The organism is Bremerella sp. JC817 (genome assembly GCF_040718835.1).
Classification (GTDB): Bacteria; Planctomycetota; Planctomycetia; order Pirellulales; family Pirellulaceae; genus Bremerella.
Map to the genome: position 1 here is coordinate 134,261 of NZ_JBFEFG010000253.1, position 15,742 is coordinate 150,002.

15 protein-coding genes and 1 tRNA gene are annotated in these 15,742 nt (G+C 55.9%); 7 read left to right on the forward strand and 9 right to left on the reverse strand.

The window, feature by feature from the left end:
* Positions 1 to 63: 63 nt before the first annotated feature.
* From AB1L30_RS04455 to AB1L30_RS04465, 3 genes are all read right to left on the reverse strand, one after another.
* Positions 64 to 990, reverse strand: coding sequence for a hypothetical protein (locus AB1L30_RS04455; protein WP_367012206.1), 927 nt, complete (start codon positions 988 to 990; stop codon positions 64 to 66).
* A gap of 449 nt (positions 991 to 1,439) precedes the next feature.
* Positions 1,440 to 1,512 (reverse strand) — tRNA-Ala (locus tag AB1L30_RS04460).
* A 70-nt stretch (positions 1,513 to 1,582) separates the two neighbouring features.
* On the reverse strand, positions 1,583 to 2,998 hold the full coding sequence (locus AB1L30_RS04465; RefSeq protein ID WP_367012208.1) for an extracellular solute-binding protein: 1,416 nt from the start codon (positions 2,996 to 2,998) through the stop codon (positions 1,583 to 1,585).
* 249 nt (positions 2,999 to 3,247) lie between these two features.
* Here AB1L30_RS04465 and AB1L30_RS04470 point away from each other — a divergent pair, with 249 nt between their 5' ends.
* Positions 3,248 to 4,015, forward strand: a complete 768-nt coding sequence (locus AB1L30_RS04470; protein ID WP_367012209.1) for an SDR family NAD(P)-dependent oxidoreductase — start codon at positions 3,248 to 3,250, stop codon at positions 4,013 to 4,015.
* Here AB1L30_RS04470 and AB1L30_RS04475 read toward each other — a convergent pair.
* Positions 4,012 to 4,515: an RNA methyltransferase gene (locus tag AB1L30_RS04475; RefSeq protein ID WP_367012210.1), complete on the reverse strand. Its 504-nt coding sequence runs from the start codon at positions 4,513 to 4,515 to the stop codon at positions 4,012 to 4,014. The two genes, AB1L30_RS04470 and AB1L30_RS04475, sit on opposite strands and share 4 nt — an antisense overlap.
* A 127-nt stretch (positions 4,516 to 4,642) precedes the next feature.
* Here AB1L30_RS04475 and AB1L30_RS04480 point away from each other — a divergent pair, with 127 nt between their 5' ends.
* A complete protein-coding gene (locus AB1L30_RS04480; RefSeq protein ID WP_367012211.1) occupies positions 4,643 to 5,233 on the forward strand; it encodes a TlpA disulfide reductase family protein in 591 nt (196 codons plus the stop codon).
* A 91-nt stretch (positions 5,234 to 5,324) separates the two neighbouring features.
* Here the strand turns inward: AB1L30_RS04480 and AB1L30_RS04485 are convergent, their stop codons facing one another.
* Positions 5,325 to 5,816 carry a metalloregulator ArsR/SmtB family transcription factor gene (locus tag AB1L30_RS04485; protein ID WP_367012212.1) on the reverse strand — a complete coding sequence of 164 codons (492 nt, stop codon included), beginning with the start codon at positions 5,814 to 5,816 and terminating at the stop codon, positions 5,325 to 5,327.
* Positions 5,817 to 6,315: 499 nt separating this feature from the next.
* Between AB1L30_RS04485 and AB1L30_RS04490 the strand changes: the two genes are divergently transcribed.
* Genes AB1L30_RS04490 through AB1L30_RS04510 form a run of 5 tightly spaced genes read left to right on the forward strand, consistent with a single transcriptional unit; the run spans position 6,316 to position 12,523 of the window.
* The gene (locus AB1L30_RS04490; RefSeq protein ID WP_367012213.1) at positions 6,316 to 8,316 is read left to right on the forward strand and encodes a peptide ABC transporter substrate-binding protein; all 2,001 of its coding nucleotides are present in this window, start codon (positions 6,316 to 6,318) and stop codon (positions 8,314 to 8,316) included.
* Complete coding sequence (locus AB1L30_RS04495) at positions 8,313 to 9,236, forward strand: ABC transporter permease (protein WP_367012215.1); 924 nt, start codon at positions 8,313 to 8,315, stop codon at positions 9,234 to 9,236. Before AB1L30_RS04490 ends, AB1L30_RS04495 begins: the two co-directional genes overlap by 4 nt.
* Before the next feature lie 24 nt (positions 9,237 to 9,260).
* On the forward strand, positions 9,261 to 10,433 hold the full coding sequence (locus AB1L30_RS04500; RefSeq protein WP_367012216.1) for an ABC transporter permease: 1,173 nt from the start codon (positions 9,261 to 9,263) through the stop codon (positions 10,431 to 10,433).
* A gap of 8 nt (positions 10,434 to 10,441) precedes the next feature.
* The gene (locus AB1L30_RS04505; RefSeq protein ID WP_367012217.1) at positions 10,442 to 11,497 is read left to right on the forward strand and encodes an ABC transporter ATP-binding protein; all 1,056 of its coding nucleotides are present in this window, start codon (positions 10,442 to 10,444) and stop codon (positions 11,495 to 11,497) included.
* Between the two features lie 24 nt (positions 11,498 to 11,521).
* Entirely contained in the window at positions 11,522 to 12,523 is a 1,002-nt protein-coding gene (locus tag AB1L30_RS04510; protein WP_345094828.1) for an oligopeptide/dipeptide ABC transporter ATP-binding protein, read from the forward strand.
* Here the strand turns inward: AB1L30_RS04510 and AB1L30_RS04515 are convergent.
* The 4 genes from AB1L30_RS04515 to rdgB all read right to left on the reverse strand — a co-directional run bounded on the left by AB1L30_RS04515 (position 12,520) and on the right by rdgB (position 15,579).
* The gene (locus tag AB1L30_RS04515; protein WP_345094827.1) at positions 12,520 to 13,026 is read right to left on the reverse strand and encodes a hypothetical protein; all 507 of its coding nucleotides are present in this window, start codon (positions 13,024 to 13,026) and stop codon (positions 12,520 to 12,522) included. The genes AB1L30_RS04510 and AB1L30_RS04515 overlap by 4 nt on opposite strands.
* A 50-nt stretch (positions 13,027 to 13,076) precedes the next feature.
* Positions 13,077 to 13,448: a hypothetical protein gene (locus AB1L30_RS04520; RefSeq protein ID WP_367012218.1), complete on the reverse strand. Its 372-nt coding sequence runs from the start codon at positions 13,446 to 13,448 to the stop codon at positions 13,077 to 13,079.
* Positions 13,448 to 14,803 carry an amidohydrolase gene (locus tag AB1L30_RS04525; protein ID WP_367012219.1) on the reverse strand — a complete coding sequence of 452 codons (1,356 nt, stop codon included), beginning with the start codon at positions 14,801 to 14,803 and terminating at the stop codon, positions 13,448 to 13,450. The genes AB1L30_RS04520 and AB1L30_RS04525 overlap by 1 nt, the downstream gene beginning before the upstream one ends.
* 134 nt (positions 14,804 to 14,937) lie before the next feature.
* Complete coding sequence (gene rdgB / locus AB1L30_RS04530; RefSeq protein WP_367012220.1) at positions 14,938 to 15,579, reverse strand: RdgB/HAM1 family non-canonical purine NTP pyrophosphatase; 642 nt, start codon at positions 15,577 to 15,579, stop codon at positions 14,938 to 14,940.
* Positions 15,580 to 15,742: the final 163 nt, after the last annotated feature.

Below are 15,742 nucleotides of genomic sequence, written 5' to 3' on the forward strand. Positions count from 1 at the left end.
CACCATGGTCGGCTTCAGCATCTAACGAAGTCTATGAGTTAATGCAACGAAGCCATCTTCACGCTAACCAGCCCAACGCTGCCCGGGCTTGATCTCTTTTACGCGGTTGGCCGATTGGTAAAGATTGCCGGTCGAGCCGAGGACGCCTCGGTGGAGGTGTTTGAGGGCCTGACCTTCGGCGATTTCCGTCGGTGTCCACTGGGTGTAGGCCAGATTATAGAGCCACTGGCTTCGTGAAGGCATCGACGGCGTTTCGATCTCTTCCAGACGACGGTTCAGTACTGCGTCGCCGTTCTCACTATCTTCCGCGACGAATACCGGGATTCCGGCCAGGGTTGCTTCGACTCCGGCGTTGGAGTTGAACGTGACCATCGCCCAGGCATCGTACAGATCTTCCTGCAACCTAGGGGCGTTTGAGATCTGCACGTCGACACTTCGCATGTCGATTGCATCGCGGTGCAAGGGATGCGGTCGAAAGACGATTGGGCGACGGGTCAGGTAACGCAGTTGCATCGCGGTCGCGCGGCACCACTGGGCGTGGTCGGTATGCTGGACCGAACTGCCCCAGGGAATCTGACCGCAAAGCAGGACATGCTTGCCAGTATTCCGCCAGGGCATCACGCGAACTTTCAGCAGCTCCCAGCGATCGGCCGGGCAATTCAAATTGCAAAAGTTCACGCGTCTATCCGGCCCGCCCCAGCCAACGGTGAAGTAGTGCTCGCGATGGATGATCCCGTCCTCGACAACGATATGCTGTCCCGTTCGCGACGCTGACTTGTGCTGGGCAACGATCGAGCTATTCCCACATTTGGCGTCGGGGATCGTTCTTGCCAGGCCAAATGTGACGGCAACTTCGCACGGCGAATATCCTTCCTCTATCGGAAAGATCGAGCAGGGAACGTCGAGCGATCTCAAACCCTCGGCAAATGCCAAAAGGGCCTGCTTGTGACGTGGTTGATCGTTGGGAATGAAAACTCCGAAGTAGGTCATAAACAACAGTCCTTGTCGTTGTTATGTGAAGACCTGGGGTGGCATTCAGCACTGGAACTTGGGACAGCGAATCTTCCTGGGGTGTCGAATTCAATTCAGGTATCGTCTAGCACTTCTGCAAGGCACGATAAGAGACCGTTACTACGGCTGTCGATATCAAAGTGCCGAATCCTGCCCTGCTGCTATCCGCAGCGTTTCTCTCGCGTTGTCGCGGGTAAATGAAAGAGTCGCCAGATGCAGTTTCGTTTGCACGGAAAAACCCAGTGGTTGCAAGTCGAAAGACCTGGTCCCCAGCGACGGTCAGCAGTGCATGCAATTTCCAAGCGAGAGACGCGGCGAATGCGTATTTCAGGCTGAAATGCCAGACAACCAATCTGTCGCCGCGATAAAGTGAGCCAACGGACTCACTTGAAGAATGCCTTCCGAAGGAGATGGAAGGAAAATAAAAGTGGAGCTGATGAGGATTGAACTCACGACCTCTGCATTGCGAACGCAGCGCTCTCCCAGCTGAGCTACAGCCCCTTGGTATCGTTTTAATTTTAGGTTGGCGAAATGGTGTCGTCCAGATGAAAGCTGAAGGAAAACTATCTGGTTAAAAGGCGTTTTCGCCGATGCTCTGGCTGTTGCGGAACGACTTAATGTGCGTTGGCATGCCCTGTTTTTCGGACAGCGAATCCCATTCGGAAGCCGCCTCTTTCCAAATGGTGTCGATATCTTCTGGTCTGGCAATTGTCTTCTGAATCGCTTCCGCGACCACCTGGCGATAGGCATCCCGCTCGGGGATTCGCAGTGCCGACAGGTGCTTGGGCGACTGAAGCTGTTGCATCGAGACCTGGGCGTATTGCCGTAGGGCTGTCCCTGGCAGGTTGCCCGGCATCCACGCATCGGACATTGGTAAAGAGGAGATTCGGCACAAAGTGGTTCGCGAAGAAGCAGGAGAAATCAACGGCAAAACCTCTGCGCTGGTAAGCAAAGCCAAGAGGTCTGCGGCTTTGACTGTCTGTCCACTGGACGAGGATACCGAGCCGACCAGGCCTGAAGTCGAAAGCAGCGGAACGCTTACGACTTCACCGCTTGGGCTAGACAGCCACTGGCCGTTGGAGATTTGGTAAGTCTGTTTCGAACCGGGAATTGGAGCGAAGATGATGTCGTCCGGCACGGTATCAGCCACGATCGTTTCTTTGCAGATCCAACCCAAGGCCAGCACTGATTTGCCGGAAAGGAAGGCTTCGGCCGAGGCTTTCGGATCAAGCGAGTTGTACTCGTCTGGAATGGTCGCCGCGATTTGGGCGAGTTCTTTGGCGGCCCGAGTGAAGCCAGGCGTATCGATCCGGGCCTTGCCGCTGGTGAAATCGAAGTAGGTCGAAAGGTTCTCGCCATGCTTCACGTACGAGGCACTGCGGGCAAGCCAGAGACTTGGCACGTACGCTTCGTCGAGTGGCTCGAGCGTGGCGGCGGCGATCACGTCGTTCGTCTTCAGAAACTCGCTGTTGTGGATCTTCTCGACTGCGGAGGCGTACTCTTCCCAGGTTTGTGGAACTTGAAGGTCGAACTGTTTCAAGATGTCGGTCCGTGCCATCAGCATCAGGACGGGGCTGCCGAGCGGAAGGGCGTAGGGCTTGGCGCCCCAGCGAAGTTCGGAGTGGGCGATACCCTGGGCAATATCGGGCATCTGCACCATGTCGCCATTCAACGTGGCACTGGGAACCGGAACGATCCAGTCGCGTGCGATCAGGTCGCCCATCATCGCTGGCGGGTAAATCAAGATGTCCTTCGTGAATCGCTTTTCGTTGAACAGCACTTCGGTCGTTACGACATCGACTGTGATGGCGTCTTCGCTACGGGCAGCCAGTTCGCGGCGAATCGTTTCGGCGATTGCTTGGTCGCCGACGATGGCAATCGACAGTGGTGGCGTCTTGATTTCTGGCAGGTCCTTCGAGCCGGAACGGCCGGTACAACCCACAAACCAGGCAGACAGGAATAGCAGCAGCGAGATGCGAAACGTCATGAGATTTTCAAACGATAAGCTGTTGTTCACCAATAGAGAACCCGCATCGTAGTCCGATTATCGATGGGCCACAATGCTTCCAGGGGGCTTCCGTCATCGCTCGCGATAACTTCAGAAAAGTCATGAACACCTAGCCCATGCAACCCGTAGAAAAAGATTTGGCGTGCGTCTCGATAAGTCCGCTGATAGACTGGCCAGCCAGGCAAAAGAAACGATCCGGCAAGTTCGACTAGGGCAGGGCGGTTGGTTATGCGAATGCACGAGAAGGTCGCGGTGGTCACCGGCGGCGCTCAGGGTATCGGGGCAGGCTGTGTTAAGATTCTGGCACGTGAAGGGGCTCATGTTGCCATTTTGGATGTGAATCGCGAAGCTGCCTCTTCTTTGATCGACGAGATCAACTCCGCCGGACTTGGTCGAGCGTTCTTTGTGCCGTGCGATGTGACCCAGCGTGAAGAACTTCGCGAGGCGATCGACGAATCGTCCCGGGCCTGGGGAAGGATCGATTGCCTGGTCAATAATGCGGGGTATCATCCACCGGCAACTTCGCTGGAAACATCGACGCCGGAACTGTTGCGAGAAACCTTCGCCATCAATTTCGACAGCACCTTCTTTGCCTGTCAGTTCGCCTTGCCTCACTTGCGTTCGTCGCGAGGAACGATCATCAACATCAGCTCGATGACGGCCGTTCTCGGGCAGAAAGATTCGACGGCCTACGCGGCGACGAAAGGGGCTCAACTTAGCTTCACGAAAGCCTTGGCCTTGGAACTGGGGCCTGAAGGAATTCGCGTTAACGCGGTTCTTCCCAGTAACGTCGATACCCCCATGATGCATCGCTGGGCGAACACGCTCGATAATCCGGAAAGTGCCTTGCAGCAAATCGCCGAACTGCAAGTGCTCGGGCGGATGGCTTCGATTGAAGAGATCGGCCGCGTCGTACTATTTCTGGCGAGCGAAGACTCCAGTTTCATCACCGGTCAGGGAATCGAAGTCGACGGCGGCGCGAGTCTCGATTACTAGCCGCCAGGAAACTGTCGGCAGAACTCGTACAACGCCATGCAGGTCGCTGTGGCGGCATTGTAACTGTAAGGCATGCCATAAACCGGAATCTCGACGGTCGCATCGAGCAGGCTCAAGATGTCTTCGGTGATACCTAGGCGTTCGTTGCCGATCACCAGGATCGTTTTTCTGACGAACTCGAAGTGGTGAATGTCGTGCGAGTTGGTCGTCTGCTCGAGACCGACCAGGGTGTAGCCTTCCTTTTTATAGTCTCGGAGCACAGGGGCGAGGCTACGGTGTTTCGAGATCGGAAGTTTCTCGGCGCCATCGCGGGCGATCTTCGGATCGATCTTCACGTTTCCGCATACGATCACCTTGCTGACCGCGCAACACGATGCTGCTCGAACAATTCGAGAAACGTTGACGTTGCTTCGCATCGGACAGCAGGCGACGATCAAGTCGCGCGGCTTGTCCAGCACGGTAGGTGGCTTGTGGCGAAGGTGTTCGAAATCGGAATCCATGGTCGATCGGCCTTGGGCAGGACTGGGTTGCTTGGGGACCAGTCGCTACGATACAAACGAGTTTGGTAGATATCCCTTGGGGTTATCGTAATCTGCGGACAATTGATCGAGGAAGGCGGGGCGAGATATGAAATCCCATTGGTATGCCATCTTACTTTTGGCGGCCGTTTGTGGCTGCAATGCCGAGTCTCCGGAAGGGATGAGTTCGCCGGTCGAAGTCGCCTCGACTCCAGAGCCTGCCTCGACCGAGGTGACCACGAAGGTGCTGGATTCCAGCGGAATCCAGATGCTGATCGAGTCGTACCGAGGCAAGGTGGTTGTCGTCGACTATTGGTCGACCAATTGCCCACCTTGCATTCGGGAACTGCCTGGGCTGGTGAAGCTGTCGCAAGAGTATCCGGCCAGCGAAGTGAAGTGCATGACGGTCAGTCTCGACTATATCGGTGTCGCGGGTGAAAAGCCGGAAGACAGTACTGAAGCGGTCATGAGGATTTTGAAGCACGTCGATGCCCGGTTCGACAATATTATCGCCGCCGATGATTCGGAAGCGATGCTGAAGAAGCTCGACCTGAGTGCTCCCCCGGCCGTTTACGTTTACGGAAAAGATGGCAAGCTGGTCAAGCGTTTCGATAACGAGAACGCGACCGGTGAAGGTGACGAATTCACCTACGCCAAAGACGTACAGCCGCTGGTGGCAGAGCTGTTACAGCAGAAGTAGAGCCTGGAAGTGGCTCAAGAAACAAAGAAGGCTACCTGAGGACACGTTCAGGTAGCCTTCTTGCGAGCCTCGTATTGAGGAGTGAGGGTTCTTACCGGGCAGCGGCAACCTCTGGCGTTTCCGTTTCTAGTCGTACCATCATGGCTTCACCGAAGTCGATCTTGTCGTCTTCGAGGCCTGGGACGCGGCGGAACAACACTTCCGCAAAGCGGCCGAATTGTTCGGGGATCACGCGATAGAAGTTGTTCTTGCCATCGCGACGCGATTCGATCAGGCCACAAGTCTTCAGCAGTGCCAGGTGATGGCTGACTGCGGGTTGGCTTTGGTCGAGCAGGTCGCAGAGCGAGCGAACATTCAGCTCCCCAGCTTGCAGCAAGTAGCTGAGGATCTTCAGCCGAGTTTCGTCGGCCAGAAGCTTGAAGAGTTGCACCAACTGGCGGGCAACGTCTTCGTTCAAGGGTTCGTAAGGCGAGGGTTCTTTGCCTGAATCAACAGGCTCGGAAACGTGAGCGGGACTATCGCTCTCGGCGTAGTACCCTTTGGACAGCGATTGTCCGTTGGCTGGTGTGGCCAAGAACATCATGGTAGTTCTTCTCCGTGAGAGTAAGGCTTGGGCCCCTACCTGAAAAGTTAAGTCAACTGGCCCCATAACTGGATAAGTCACGCCTCGGAGATAGCTTGACGCGGCCAATGCTTAACTCGTATTCGCCCAATGATGGCGAAATGGAGAAATGCAGGTTCCAACGAAGACGCGTAAAGTTAAACCAAGCGGCGCTGAGCAAACCCAAATTCGGTAGTTGAACCAAGCGCTAACGGCTCGCTTACCAAAATCGAGCCTCGCCACACCGTACGACCGACATGACGAAGGGGTTCGCTCATTTCCGGAGTATCGAACAATTCACATCAAACTGCAACATTCCATCGAAATTTGAGGGGGTGCTGTTGCGCCTTTGTTGCGGGTGGTTCGATTGAGATCAGCATATCGTCATCTCTTGCGGGATTTGATACAATCATTAATTCGGGTGATAATAAGCCCTTGCACTACATGCTGCCGACTGCCTGATCGAGCGAGAAATCACCGGATGAAATGGTCATTGCGTGGATTGTTCCCTTACGTTATCCCGCTAGTCTTCGTAGTCGCCCTCTTTTTCGCGTTCCGGATGGGGTCGCTCCCCCCGGCCGATTTCACTTTTTCGAACGGTACCGAAATTCAATCGGTCGACCCGGCGAAAAGTACGGGTGCCCCGGAAGGACGGATTATCGATGCCATCTTCGAGGGGCTCTATCGAAAACTGCCTGATCCGACGAGCCCCGACGACATGGTGCCCTTGCCCGGAATGGCCAAGTCGCACGACCTGTCGGAAGACTTGAAGACCTATACCTTCCACATGCGGGAGGGGGCCAAGTGGACGAACGGCGAACCCGTGACCGCTTACGACTGGACGTTCTCTTGGATGCGATTCTTGCATCCCGAATCGGGGACCCAGTACGCCTACCAGTTGTGGTACATCAAAAACGCCAAACGCTACACGACCGGTGACCTGAAAGAAGGGGATCGCGTTGAAGTCGAATTGGCTGATCGAAAAGACAAGGCCCAGATGTTCCCGCGAGGCACGATGGTCTCGGGGATCGTGAAGAAGATTGATACCTTCGAGGAAGGAGGTAAGCAGTCGAGCGGCGGACATGATGAAGAGGAAGCAATCCAGTACCACGTCTACACGGTGGACTGTGTCCCAGAGAAAGATGGAGAGCCTGATTGGGAGGGCCCTGTCAAACAGCGGGTCTTCTATACCGAAGGCACCCCTGCGAAGTACCTGACCAAGTTCCCAGGTGCGGAAGCTGCCATGCATGTGTTGTTGCACTTCAGCGAAGTCGGTATCAAAGCTCCTGACGAAAAGACATTGATCGTCGAACTGGAAGCACCGACGCCTTACTTCCTGGAGCTGGCGTCCTTTTACCCAATGCATCCCGTCAATCGCACTTGTGTCGAAACGTTCGGTTACCCCGATTGGACCAAGCCTGAAAACATCGTCACGTGCGGGCCTTATCAAATCAAAGAACGTCGCATTCGTGACCGAATTCGTTTGACGAAGAATCCTACTTATTGGAACGCCGACGAAGTCAGCCTCGAGACGATTGATGCCCTGGCCGTCCAGTCCGATACGACGCAGCTCAATATGTTCATGAGCGGGCAGATGGAATGGGCGACCGTGGTACCGAATTCGGTGCTCGACCAACTTCGCGAACGAGATGTTAATAAGAAGGAAGACCCGCAGCGCGAAGAAGAACGGGACGACCTGCTGATCGCACCGATGCTGTCGACCTACTTCTATCGGGTGAATACCAAGCGACCTCCGCTCGATGATCCTCGCGTGCGTCAGGCCTTGAACCTGGCGATCAACAAACAAGAGATTGTCGATCACGTGACGCGTGGTGGTCAGGTTCCGGCTGGCTCGCTCGTTCCGCCCGGGATCACCGGCTATGAAGGTCCAGTGACCCAGTCGTACAACCCAGAGCGAGCTCGCGAGCTGTTGGCCGAGGCAGGCTTTGGTCCCGGCGGCAAGACGATGCGACCGATCCAGATTCTGTACAACACTTCGGAAGGGCATAAGTCGATTGCCGAAGTAATTCAGCAGCAGTGGAAGAAGAATCTGCACATCGATGTTCAACTGCGAAATGTCGAGTGGGGGGTCTACCTGACCACGCAGCGGGAAATGGATTACGACGTCTGCCGTGCCGGTTGGATTGGTGACTACCCCGATCCGAACACTTTCCTCGATATGTTTATCACCGATGGTGAGAACAACGAGACCGGCTGGAGTAATCCCGAGTACGATAAGTTGATCGAAGAGGCTCGCTCGGAGCCAGACCCCGAGAAACGCATGAAGATCTTGCAGGATGCCGAGCAACTGCTGGTCGATCAGATGCCGATCTTGCCGGTCTACTTCTATGTTTCGATCAACATGGTTCGACCCTACGTAAAGAATTTCTATCCCAACCTTCAGGATCTCCATCCATTGCACATCCTGGAAATTGACGAAGAACAACGCGAGAAGATTCGCGAGATGGAGGGGCTGAAGTGATTCGCTTTTTGCTGAAGCGGCTGATGTGGATGGTGATCACCATGTGGGTCGTCTTCACTATCAGCTTCTATTTGATGTGGACGGTCTCGCCGGAAGGGGCATTGCTGAGCGAACGCCAGTTGCCAGCGGCGATCAAACGCAACCTCGAGCAGTACTACGATCTCGACAAACCGCTTACCACCCGATACTTCAAGGTGATGGGCAACTACCTGACGCTCAACCCAGGGCCGAGCATGAAGCTGATCGACAAGTCAGTGCTCGACATCCTCAAAGAAGGTCTCCCGATTTCGGTTTCTTTGGGTGTGCTCGGGCTCAGCTTCGCGCTCCTGATTGGCTTCAGCACCGGGATTGTATCTGCCTTAAGGCGGCAGTCACTGATCGACGTGACCTTCCGTATGGTGGCGACCTTAGGGATCGCGATTCCTAACTTCGTGTTGGCTGGCTTCGCGATCATCATCTTTGTGTTTACGCTCAACTTGTTCCCGGCTGGTGGCTGGGGACGGCCGATCGACCTGGTGCTGCCATCGCTTTGCCTGGCGGCTCCGTTCGCGGCCTATATCTCTCGTCTGACACGAACAGGCATGTTGGAAGTGCTGGGGCAAGACTATATCCGAACTGCTTACGCCAAAGGTTTGATGCCGACTACGGTCGTGCTCAAGCATGCCTTTCGCGGGGCTATCTTGCCGGTCGTTTCGTACCTGGGACCTGCCACGGCAGGTATCTTGACCGGTTCGCTCGTGTTGGAACGCATCTTCTTTATCCCTGGTTTGGGAAGTCACTTTATCGAGGCCGTGTTGCAAAAAGATCACCCGGTCAGCCTGGCGGTGGTGATGGTCTACACGTTCGTACTGTTCTCGATGAATACGCTGGTCGACCTTTCGTACGGGTTGATCGATCCTCGGGTGAAGTTGGACAAGTAATTACTCTCTGCGAAGGTCAGAGCTTTGGATTCCCTCGAAAAGAACGATCCCTACGCAGCCGCATTGCCGCCGATCGACAAGTATCGGGACATGTACAACGAGGCGAAATCGATTCGCGGTATCTCGTTGTGGCAAGATGCCTGGCGACGATTGCGTCGTGACTGGGTATCGATGACGGCACTTTGTTTTCTGGTATGCCTGGCATTGGCAGCGATCTTCACGCCGCTGTTGCCGCTGCAATCGCCACGGGAACAATACCTAGCAACACGCGTTGCCTTACCACCTCAGTTCAGTTCTACGACCAAAATCACTAACCAGGCCGGAGACGAAGAGACCGTGCCCGTTAGTTTGAACCTGGCAGACTTGGAAGGTGAGGAATTTGAGCGACGCGTTGGGGAACTTTGGTCAGATCCAAGTCCATTCGATCGCGGATTGTTGAATGTGCGGTTGGCTTTGTTTCACGACTGGTGCATGCCGAGCCTTTGCGGCACCGACCTGCTAGGACGCGATTTGCTGGCGCGACTATTTTACGGCGCTCGCGTTTCGTTGATTGTGGGTCTGGTGGCAACGCTCGTCTCGCTGATCATTGGGGTCAGTTACGGCGCGATTGCTGGCTATTCAGGTGGGATCGTCGACGACTTCATGATGCGAATCGTCGATATCATGTACTCGGTGCCGTTCATCTTCTTGGTGCTGTTTGTGATTACGATCCTCAGCGAAGACTCGGTGAAAGCCCAGCTCGAAAGCTATGGCATCAGCCGAATCGTGATCTTGTATATCTTGATCGGCGCCGTTTACTGGCTGACGATGGCCCGCGTGGTTCGTGGTCAGATTATCAGTTTGAAGAACGAACAGTTTGTCGACGCCGCTCGCACGATTGGAGCAAGTGGCCTGCGAATCGTCTTTTTGCACCTGGTGCCGAACGTGCTGAGTATCGTGATCGTGTACCTCACGTTGACGATTCCCGCGGTGATGCTGTTCGAGGCATTTCTTTCGTTCCTGGGGCTGGGAGTCGAGCCGCCAGACGTGAGCTGGGGGATGCTTTCCGAAGAAGGTACCCGCGTGATCACGCCGGTGAAGATCTATTGGTGGTTGATCGTGTTTCCTGCCCTGGCGTTAGCATCGACGCTGTACTCCCTAAACTTCCTGGGGGACGGCCTGCGTGATGCTCTCGACCCACGAATGAAGAATCGATGAGGTAAGTCGTGGCTGAAGAAACAACAACGAACCACTCCTCGACGACGTCTTCCAGCGGCAAAGCGCTGCTGGAAGTGCGTGACCTGGCGGTCGAGTTTCGTACCGACGATGGTATCTACAAAGCAGTGCGCGGCGTCAACTTCGACCTGCGTGCCGGTGAAACGTTGGGAATCGTGGGCGAGTCTGGCTCTGGCAAGTCGGTCACCAACCTGGCCATGCTGGGACTGATCCCACAACCTCCCGGAAAGATTACCAGCGGGTCCGCCATGTATGCCGGCAAAGACCTGCTGAAGATGAGCGATAAAGAGCTCTCGAAAATTCGAGGCAACCGCATCGCCATGATCTTCCAGGATCCGATGACGACGCTCAATCCGTTTCTGACCATCGACGAGCAGTTGACCGAGGTCACGCGCAAGCACCTCGGGCTGTCGTACAACGAAGCACTCGACCGCGCGATCGAGATGCTCGAAAAGGTCGGCATCCCTGGGGCTAAGCGTCGCGTCTTCAATTACCCGCACGAATTTTCTGGCGGGATGCGTCAGCGTGTGGTGATTGCGATGGCATTGTCTTGCGATCCTGAGATTCTGATCGCCGACGAGCCGACCACCGCCTTGGACGTGACGATTCAGGCCCAGATTTTGGAGCTGATGCAGAAGCTTCAGGAAGAGCATAACACCGCGATCGTGATGATCACGCACGATCTGGGGGTGATTGCCAACATGGCAACCGACGTGCTGGTGATGTATGCCGGCCGCAAGGTCGAGCAAGCCAAGGTGCACGATTTGTTCGCCGATCCGCGGCACCCTTACACGCTGGGATTGTTGAACTCGATTCCACGCATCGACGAAGAAGTCGGTGCAAAGCTTTCGCCCGTTAGTGGCCAGCCGCCAGAGATGAGTCAACCAATTCCTGGGTGCTCGTTCTACCCGCGCTGCCCGTACCATATCGAGCAATGCTTGCAGATCGATCCACCGCTGATTCAAGTTGATTCCGGAACGCAGCACGCGTGCCTTCGCGACGTGACAACGCTCGAACCGCCGGTTTCGCAAAGTGCTCACATCTAACGACTCCAATCCACGATTGCATTCATGTCCCTAGATATCACGCCCGTTCTCGAAGTTCGCGATCTGCAGGTACATTTCCCAGTTCGTCGTGGCAGCTGGTTTGCTTCGCAGACTGAAGTGGTGCGCGCTGTCGATGGAGTTTCGTTCGACGTCAAGCCAGGTGAAACCTTCGGCCTGGTCGGGGAAAGTGGCTGCGGCAAGTCGACCACGGCCCGCGCGATCATGAACCTGGTGAAGCCGACCAACGGCGAGATCTACCTCAATGGCAAACGCATTGATGGTCTTTCTCCGTCCGGCATGCGGCGTTATCGCAGCGACCTGCAGATGATCTTTCAAGATCCGTACGCCTCGCTGAATCCGCGCATGACGGTCGGCTCGATCATCGGTGAACCGCTCACGATCTTTGGACTGAAGAGCGGCATCGATCGTAAGCTGGAAGTGATGCGGTTGATGGATATCGTCGGACTGAATCCTCGCTTCGTGAATCGCTATCCGCACGAGTTCTCTGGCGGACAGCGTCAGCGTATCGGCATTGCCCGGGCGTTGGCGGCACGTCCCAAGGTGATCGTGTGTGACGAACCGATTTCCGCACTCGACGTTTCGATTCAAGCTCAGGTGATTAACCTGCTGATGGATCTGCAGCAGAAGCTGGGGGTCGCGTATGTGTTCATCGCCCACGACTTGAGTGTCGTGAGGCACATCTCGCACCGCATCGCCGTGATGTACCTTGGTCGAATCGTGGAAGTATCGCAGTCGCAGGAACTGTTTCAGCATCCAATGCATCCTTACACCCAGGCGTTGCTCTCGGCGATTCCGGTGCCAGATCCTGATATCGAACGCAAGCGGAAGCGTATCGTCCTGCAGGGCGAAGTGCCGTCGCCAGACACGTTTTATCCTGGCTGTCCGTTTGCCGATCGTTGTCCGATTGTTCAGCCAGAGGTATGCACCCACGGTGCACCTCCGCTGGAAGGCACGCCGCATCCGGCTGCTTGCTACTTCGCTGGCAAAGAAGCCCCAGGCGTTTAAGACGCTTCCGACTTCGAGTTCGAGAAGTCGTCTGCCATGCGAACAATCGAAGAGCCAGTTCGCAGGCGACGCGATTCCATGTAGAAACGGACGATCGATTCCAGTTCTGGCCGCATCTTCCGGCAAGCCAGGTCAATCGAGGTGAAGCCGGCCAAAGGTGATTCGTCCTGGGTCAGATAGAGGACAACCCCTTGCTCGTGTAGTTCATACCGGGCGATCTCGCGCCAGGGGGTCTTCCGGCTTCCGAGGAACGATGTCTGAATGATCCCGCGCGGTCCCAGGTCGATTTTCACCGGAACGAACATCTTCCAACTGGCGACCAGACAGGCCAGCACGACGACTAAAGAGATCCAGACGCTGACGGTCCCTGAGTAGGTCAACGAAGCCAGCACGACCAGCATCACGGCCATGGCGGCCTGAGCGAAGTGGTCGTCGCGGATCGGCAGCCGTACCAGGGATAACTCCGGCGATTGGGTCTCGAATTCCCGGCTGGATGGAGCCATAAATCGCCGATCAATACTTCCCGATGAAACGGGGCGTTCTGGTGTCTAAATCAATGGGGTGCGTCATCATCCGACGCAGGAACATGACTAGGTGTTCGCAGTGCACCGACCATCATTATTCCCACGCTCCAATATAGGATACTCAGAAAAACGACCGACCAGATGACGATAGCAGCAAAGTTCTCTGAAAACAGAATCTTGATAGGGGGCTGCTGGCTACCTGGAGTCCTTCGTTTGACGGGCGAATGGCCTTCATTTTGCCCTTCGCTAATCGCCTGACGAAAATCGTTCCACTTTTCTGTCTCGCTGGGGGTGTCGTACGTTGCCAGCACCCAGGTGCGCGCCTGCACCAGGCCGGTGAGGCCCAGTGCTACCAGAAGGGCATACACGATACCCAGAACAACCCACGTCCGTCCCGGCATCACTCTTTTTCCGCGGGGTTCTGGAAGAGTTCCAGCAGCGCGATCGAAGTGGCCGTGACCCCGGTTGACAGGCACTCATCGGCATCGGGGTAATAAAGAGGCGAGTGAAGCGATGGTGGCTCTTGTCCCAACTGCTTGAAACGAGTCAGACGCTTCTGATCAACCGACCCCAAGCGAAACATGAAAATCGGAACGCCGGCGATCCCGTAGCGGCTGAAGTCTTCACCACCCATCGAAGGCTCGACCGGGACGACTTGATCCGCACCCAGGGCATGGTTGAACGTGCGAACGATTTGCCAGGTCAACTGCTTGTCGTTGAACAGGCTGGGCGTACCTTCCGAGACCGTGATCTCTGGTTCCGGTGCACGATAGCTGATCGCGACCGCCTTGGCCTTTCGTTTGATGGCTTCAATCAGATGCTTGCGTGTTTCGTCCCCATAGCTGCGAACGGTCAACTGCAACAAACAGTCATCGCCAATGACGTTGTGCTTCGTGCCACCATGGATGGCCCCAACCGTGATCACGGCGGGTTCCGCTGGATTCAACTCGCGGCTGACCACCGTTTGTAAATCGAGGATCAACTGAGCGGCTTCCACGATCGGGTCGACTGTGGCGTCAGGATGGGCACCATGGCCTCCTTTGCCTTTGATCCGAATATCGACACTGTCGACGTTGGCCATCGCGTAGCCGCTGCGGTAGCCGACGGTGCCGGTTGGCAGATTCGGGTCGACATGCAGGGCAATCGCGAAGTCTGGCTTGGGGAAGCGCTCGAACAGGCCGCCTTTCAGCATCGCTTTGGCCCCTTCGCCTTTTTCTTCGGCCGGCTGGCCAATGATCATCAGCGTTCCTTTCCAGTAGTCGCGGTGCGACGCCATGAAGCGGGCAACACCCACGACGTTGGTCATATGAATATCGTGGCCGCACGCATGCATCACGCCGGTCGAGGTCCCGTCTTCAAGCTGAACGACCTTCTTCGAGGCATAGACGAGCTCGGTGTTTTCGGTCACCGGCAGGGCGTCCAAGTCGGTTCGCAGCATGACGGTCGGGCCGTCGCCGTTCTTCAGAATCGCCACCAACCCATTGCCGCCAATCGATGGCGTCACATCGTAGCCTGCCTCGGTGAGCAGCTTGCCGAGGTGCTTGGCCGTCTCGACTTCCTCGAACGAAAGCTCGGGGGTGGTATGGAAGTGGCGATAGACTTCGATCAGCGAGTCGTGCTCCCCTTTCACCCAGGTCTTCAGCGTTTCGATTTGCGGTTCTGGGGGATCGGCCATCGCACGCGAGGGGGTGCCCAGTGTGGTCGAGGTAAGAAGCAACAGCCCAGCAATGCGCAGAAGAACGTGAGCCCGGCTCATGGGAGAATTTCTCAGAAAAAGGTGCGGTTTACGGCTTGCAATTTCGGGGAAAAAGAGATTAAGATCCCCGGTAGATTATAGCACGGTCTAATTTTATACGAGCAGACGTCGGCGATTCATCCAACGGCGTCTGCTTATTTTGTTTCTTGCCGCAAAAGTTCTGGGTTTTGCTCCAGCATCTGGCGGAGACCGGCCACAAAGGCACGCGTGGCCTTCGCTCGGTGGCTGATCAGCCCTTTTACGGCTGGGCCGAGTTGGCCGAAGGTCAGGTGGTACTCGCGAATCTGAAAGAGCGGATCGTAGCCGAACCCGTGCGTTCCGTGTCGCTCTGTCATAATCCGGCCGTGGCACTTGTCTTCCGATTCCAGGATCACCTCGCCGGCCGGGTTGGAAAGGGTGATGTGGCAGACATAGTGCGCGCCACGCTTTTCGGGCGGCAAGCCATCCAGCTTTTCGAGTAGCAGATCGTTGTTCTTTTCGTCGGTCGCATCTTCGCCCGAGAACCGGGCCGAATAGATTCCCGGGGCTCCCTTCAGGGCATCGACACACAGCCCGCTGTCTTCCGCCAGGACCCACTGGTTCAGGTGCACGGCCTGTTGGGTAGCCTTCTTGGCGGCGTTCTCACCGAACGAGTTCCCGTCTTCGACCACTTCGATGGCGGCCGGAAAGTCCTGGAGCGACTTCAGCTCGATTCCCAGCGGGGCCAGCAGTTGCTGAAGTTCGTTTCGTTTCTTTTGGTTGTAGGTGCCAAGCACCATCTGCCGTGCATCAGGCATCGGGCAACTCTTTCGGGCCAGGTTTCCAGCGGGAAGGTTCGACAACATATCGGCGGATAGAACCACGCCGAGAGGGCCATCGTAGCGGGAAACCGGCGCATAAAAAAGGTTCCACGCAGAGGTGGAACCTTTCGATGATTTCCGTTCAAGCGGCTTTCGCTGC

Coding starts and splice junctions, on each gene's coding strand:
- AB1L30_RS04480 (WP_367012211.1), top strand. CDS start 4,643: ATGAAATCCCATTGGTATGCCATCTTACTTTTGGCGGCCGTTTGTGGC.
- AB1L30_RS04520 (WP_367012218.1), bottom strand. CDS start 13,448: ATGCCGGGACGGACGTGGGTTGTTCTGGGTATCGTGTATGCCCTTCTG.
- AB1L30_RS04455 (WP_367012206.1), bottom strand. CDS start 990: ATGACCTACTTCGGAGTTTTCATTCCCAACGATCAACCACGTCACAAG.
- AB1L30_RS04465 (WP_367012208.1), bottom strand. CDS start 2,998: ATGACGTTTCGCATCTCGCTGCTGCTATTCCTGTCTGCCTGGTTTGTG.
- AB1L30_RS04475 (WP_367012210.1), bottom strand. CDS start 4,515: ATGGATTCCGATTTCGAACACCTTCGCCACAAGCCACCTACCGTGCTG.
- AB1L30_RS04515 (WP_345094827.1), bottom strand. CDS start 13,026: ATGGCTCCATCCAGCCGGGAATTCGAGACCCAATCGCCGGAGTTATCC.
- AB1L30_RS04490 (WP_367012213.1), top strand. CDS start 6,316: ATGAAATGGTCATTGCGTGGATTGTTCCCTTACGTTATCCCGCTAGTC.
- AB1L30_RS04485 (WP_367012212.1), bottom strand. CDS start 5,816: ATGATGTTCTTGGCCACACCAGCCAACGGACAATCGCTGTCCAAAGGG.
- AB1L30_RS04525 (WP_367012219.1), bottom strand. CDS start 14,803: ATGAGCCGGGCTCACGTTCTTCTGCGCATTGCTGGGCTGTTGCTTCTT.
- AB1L30_RS04470 (WP_367012209.1), top strand. CDS start 3,248: ATGCGAATGCACGAGAAGGTCGCGGTGGTCACCGGCGGCGCTCAGGGT.
- rdgB (WP_367012220.1), bottom strand. CDS start 15,579: ATGCCTGATGCACGGCAGATGGTGCTTGGCACCTACAACCAAAAGAAA.
- AB1L30_RS04510 (WP_345094828.1), top strand. CDS start 11,522: ATGTCCCTAGATATCACGCCCGTTCTCGAAGTTCGCGATCTGCAGGTA.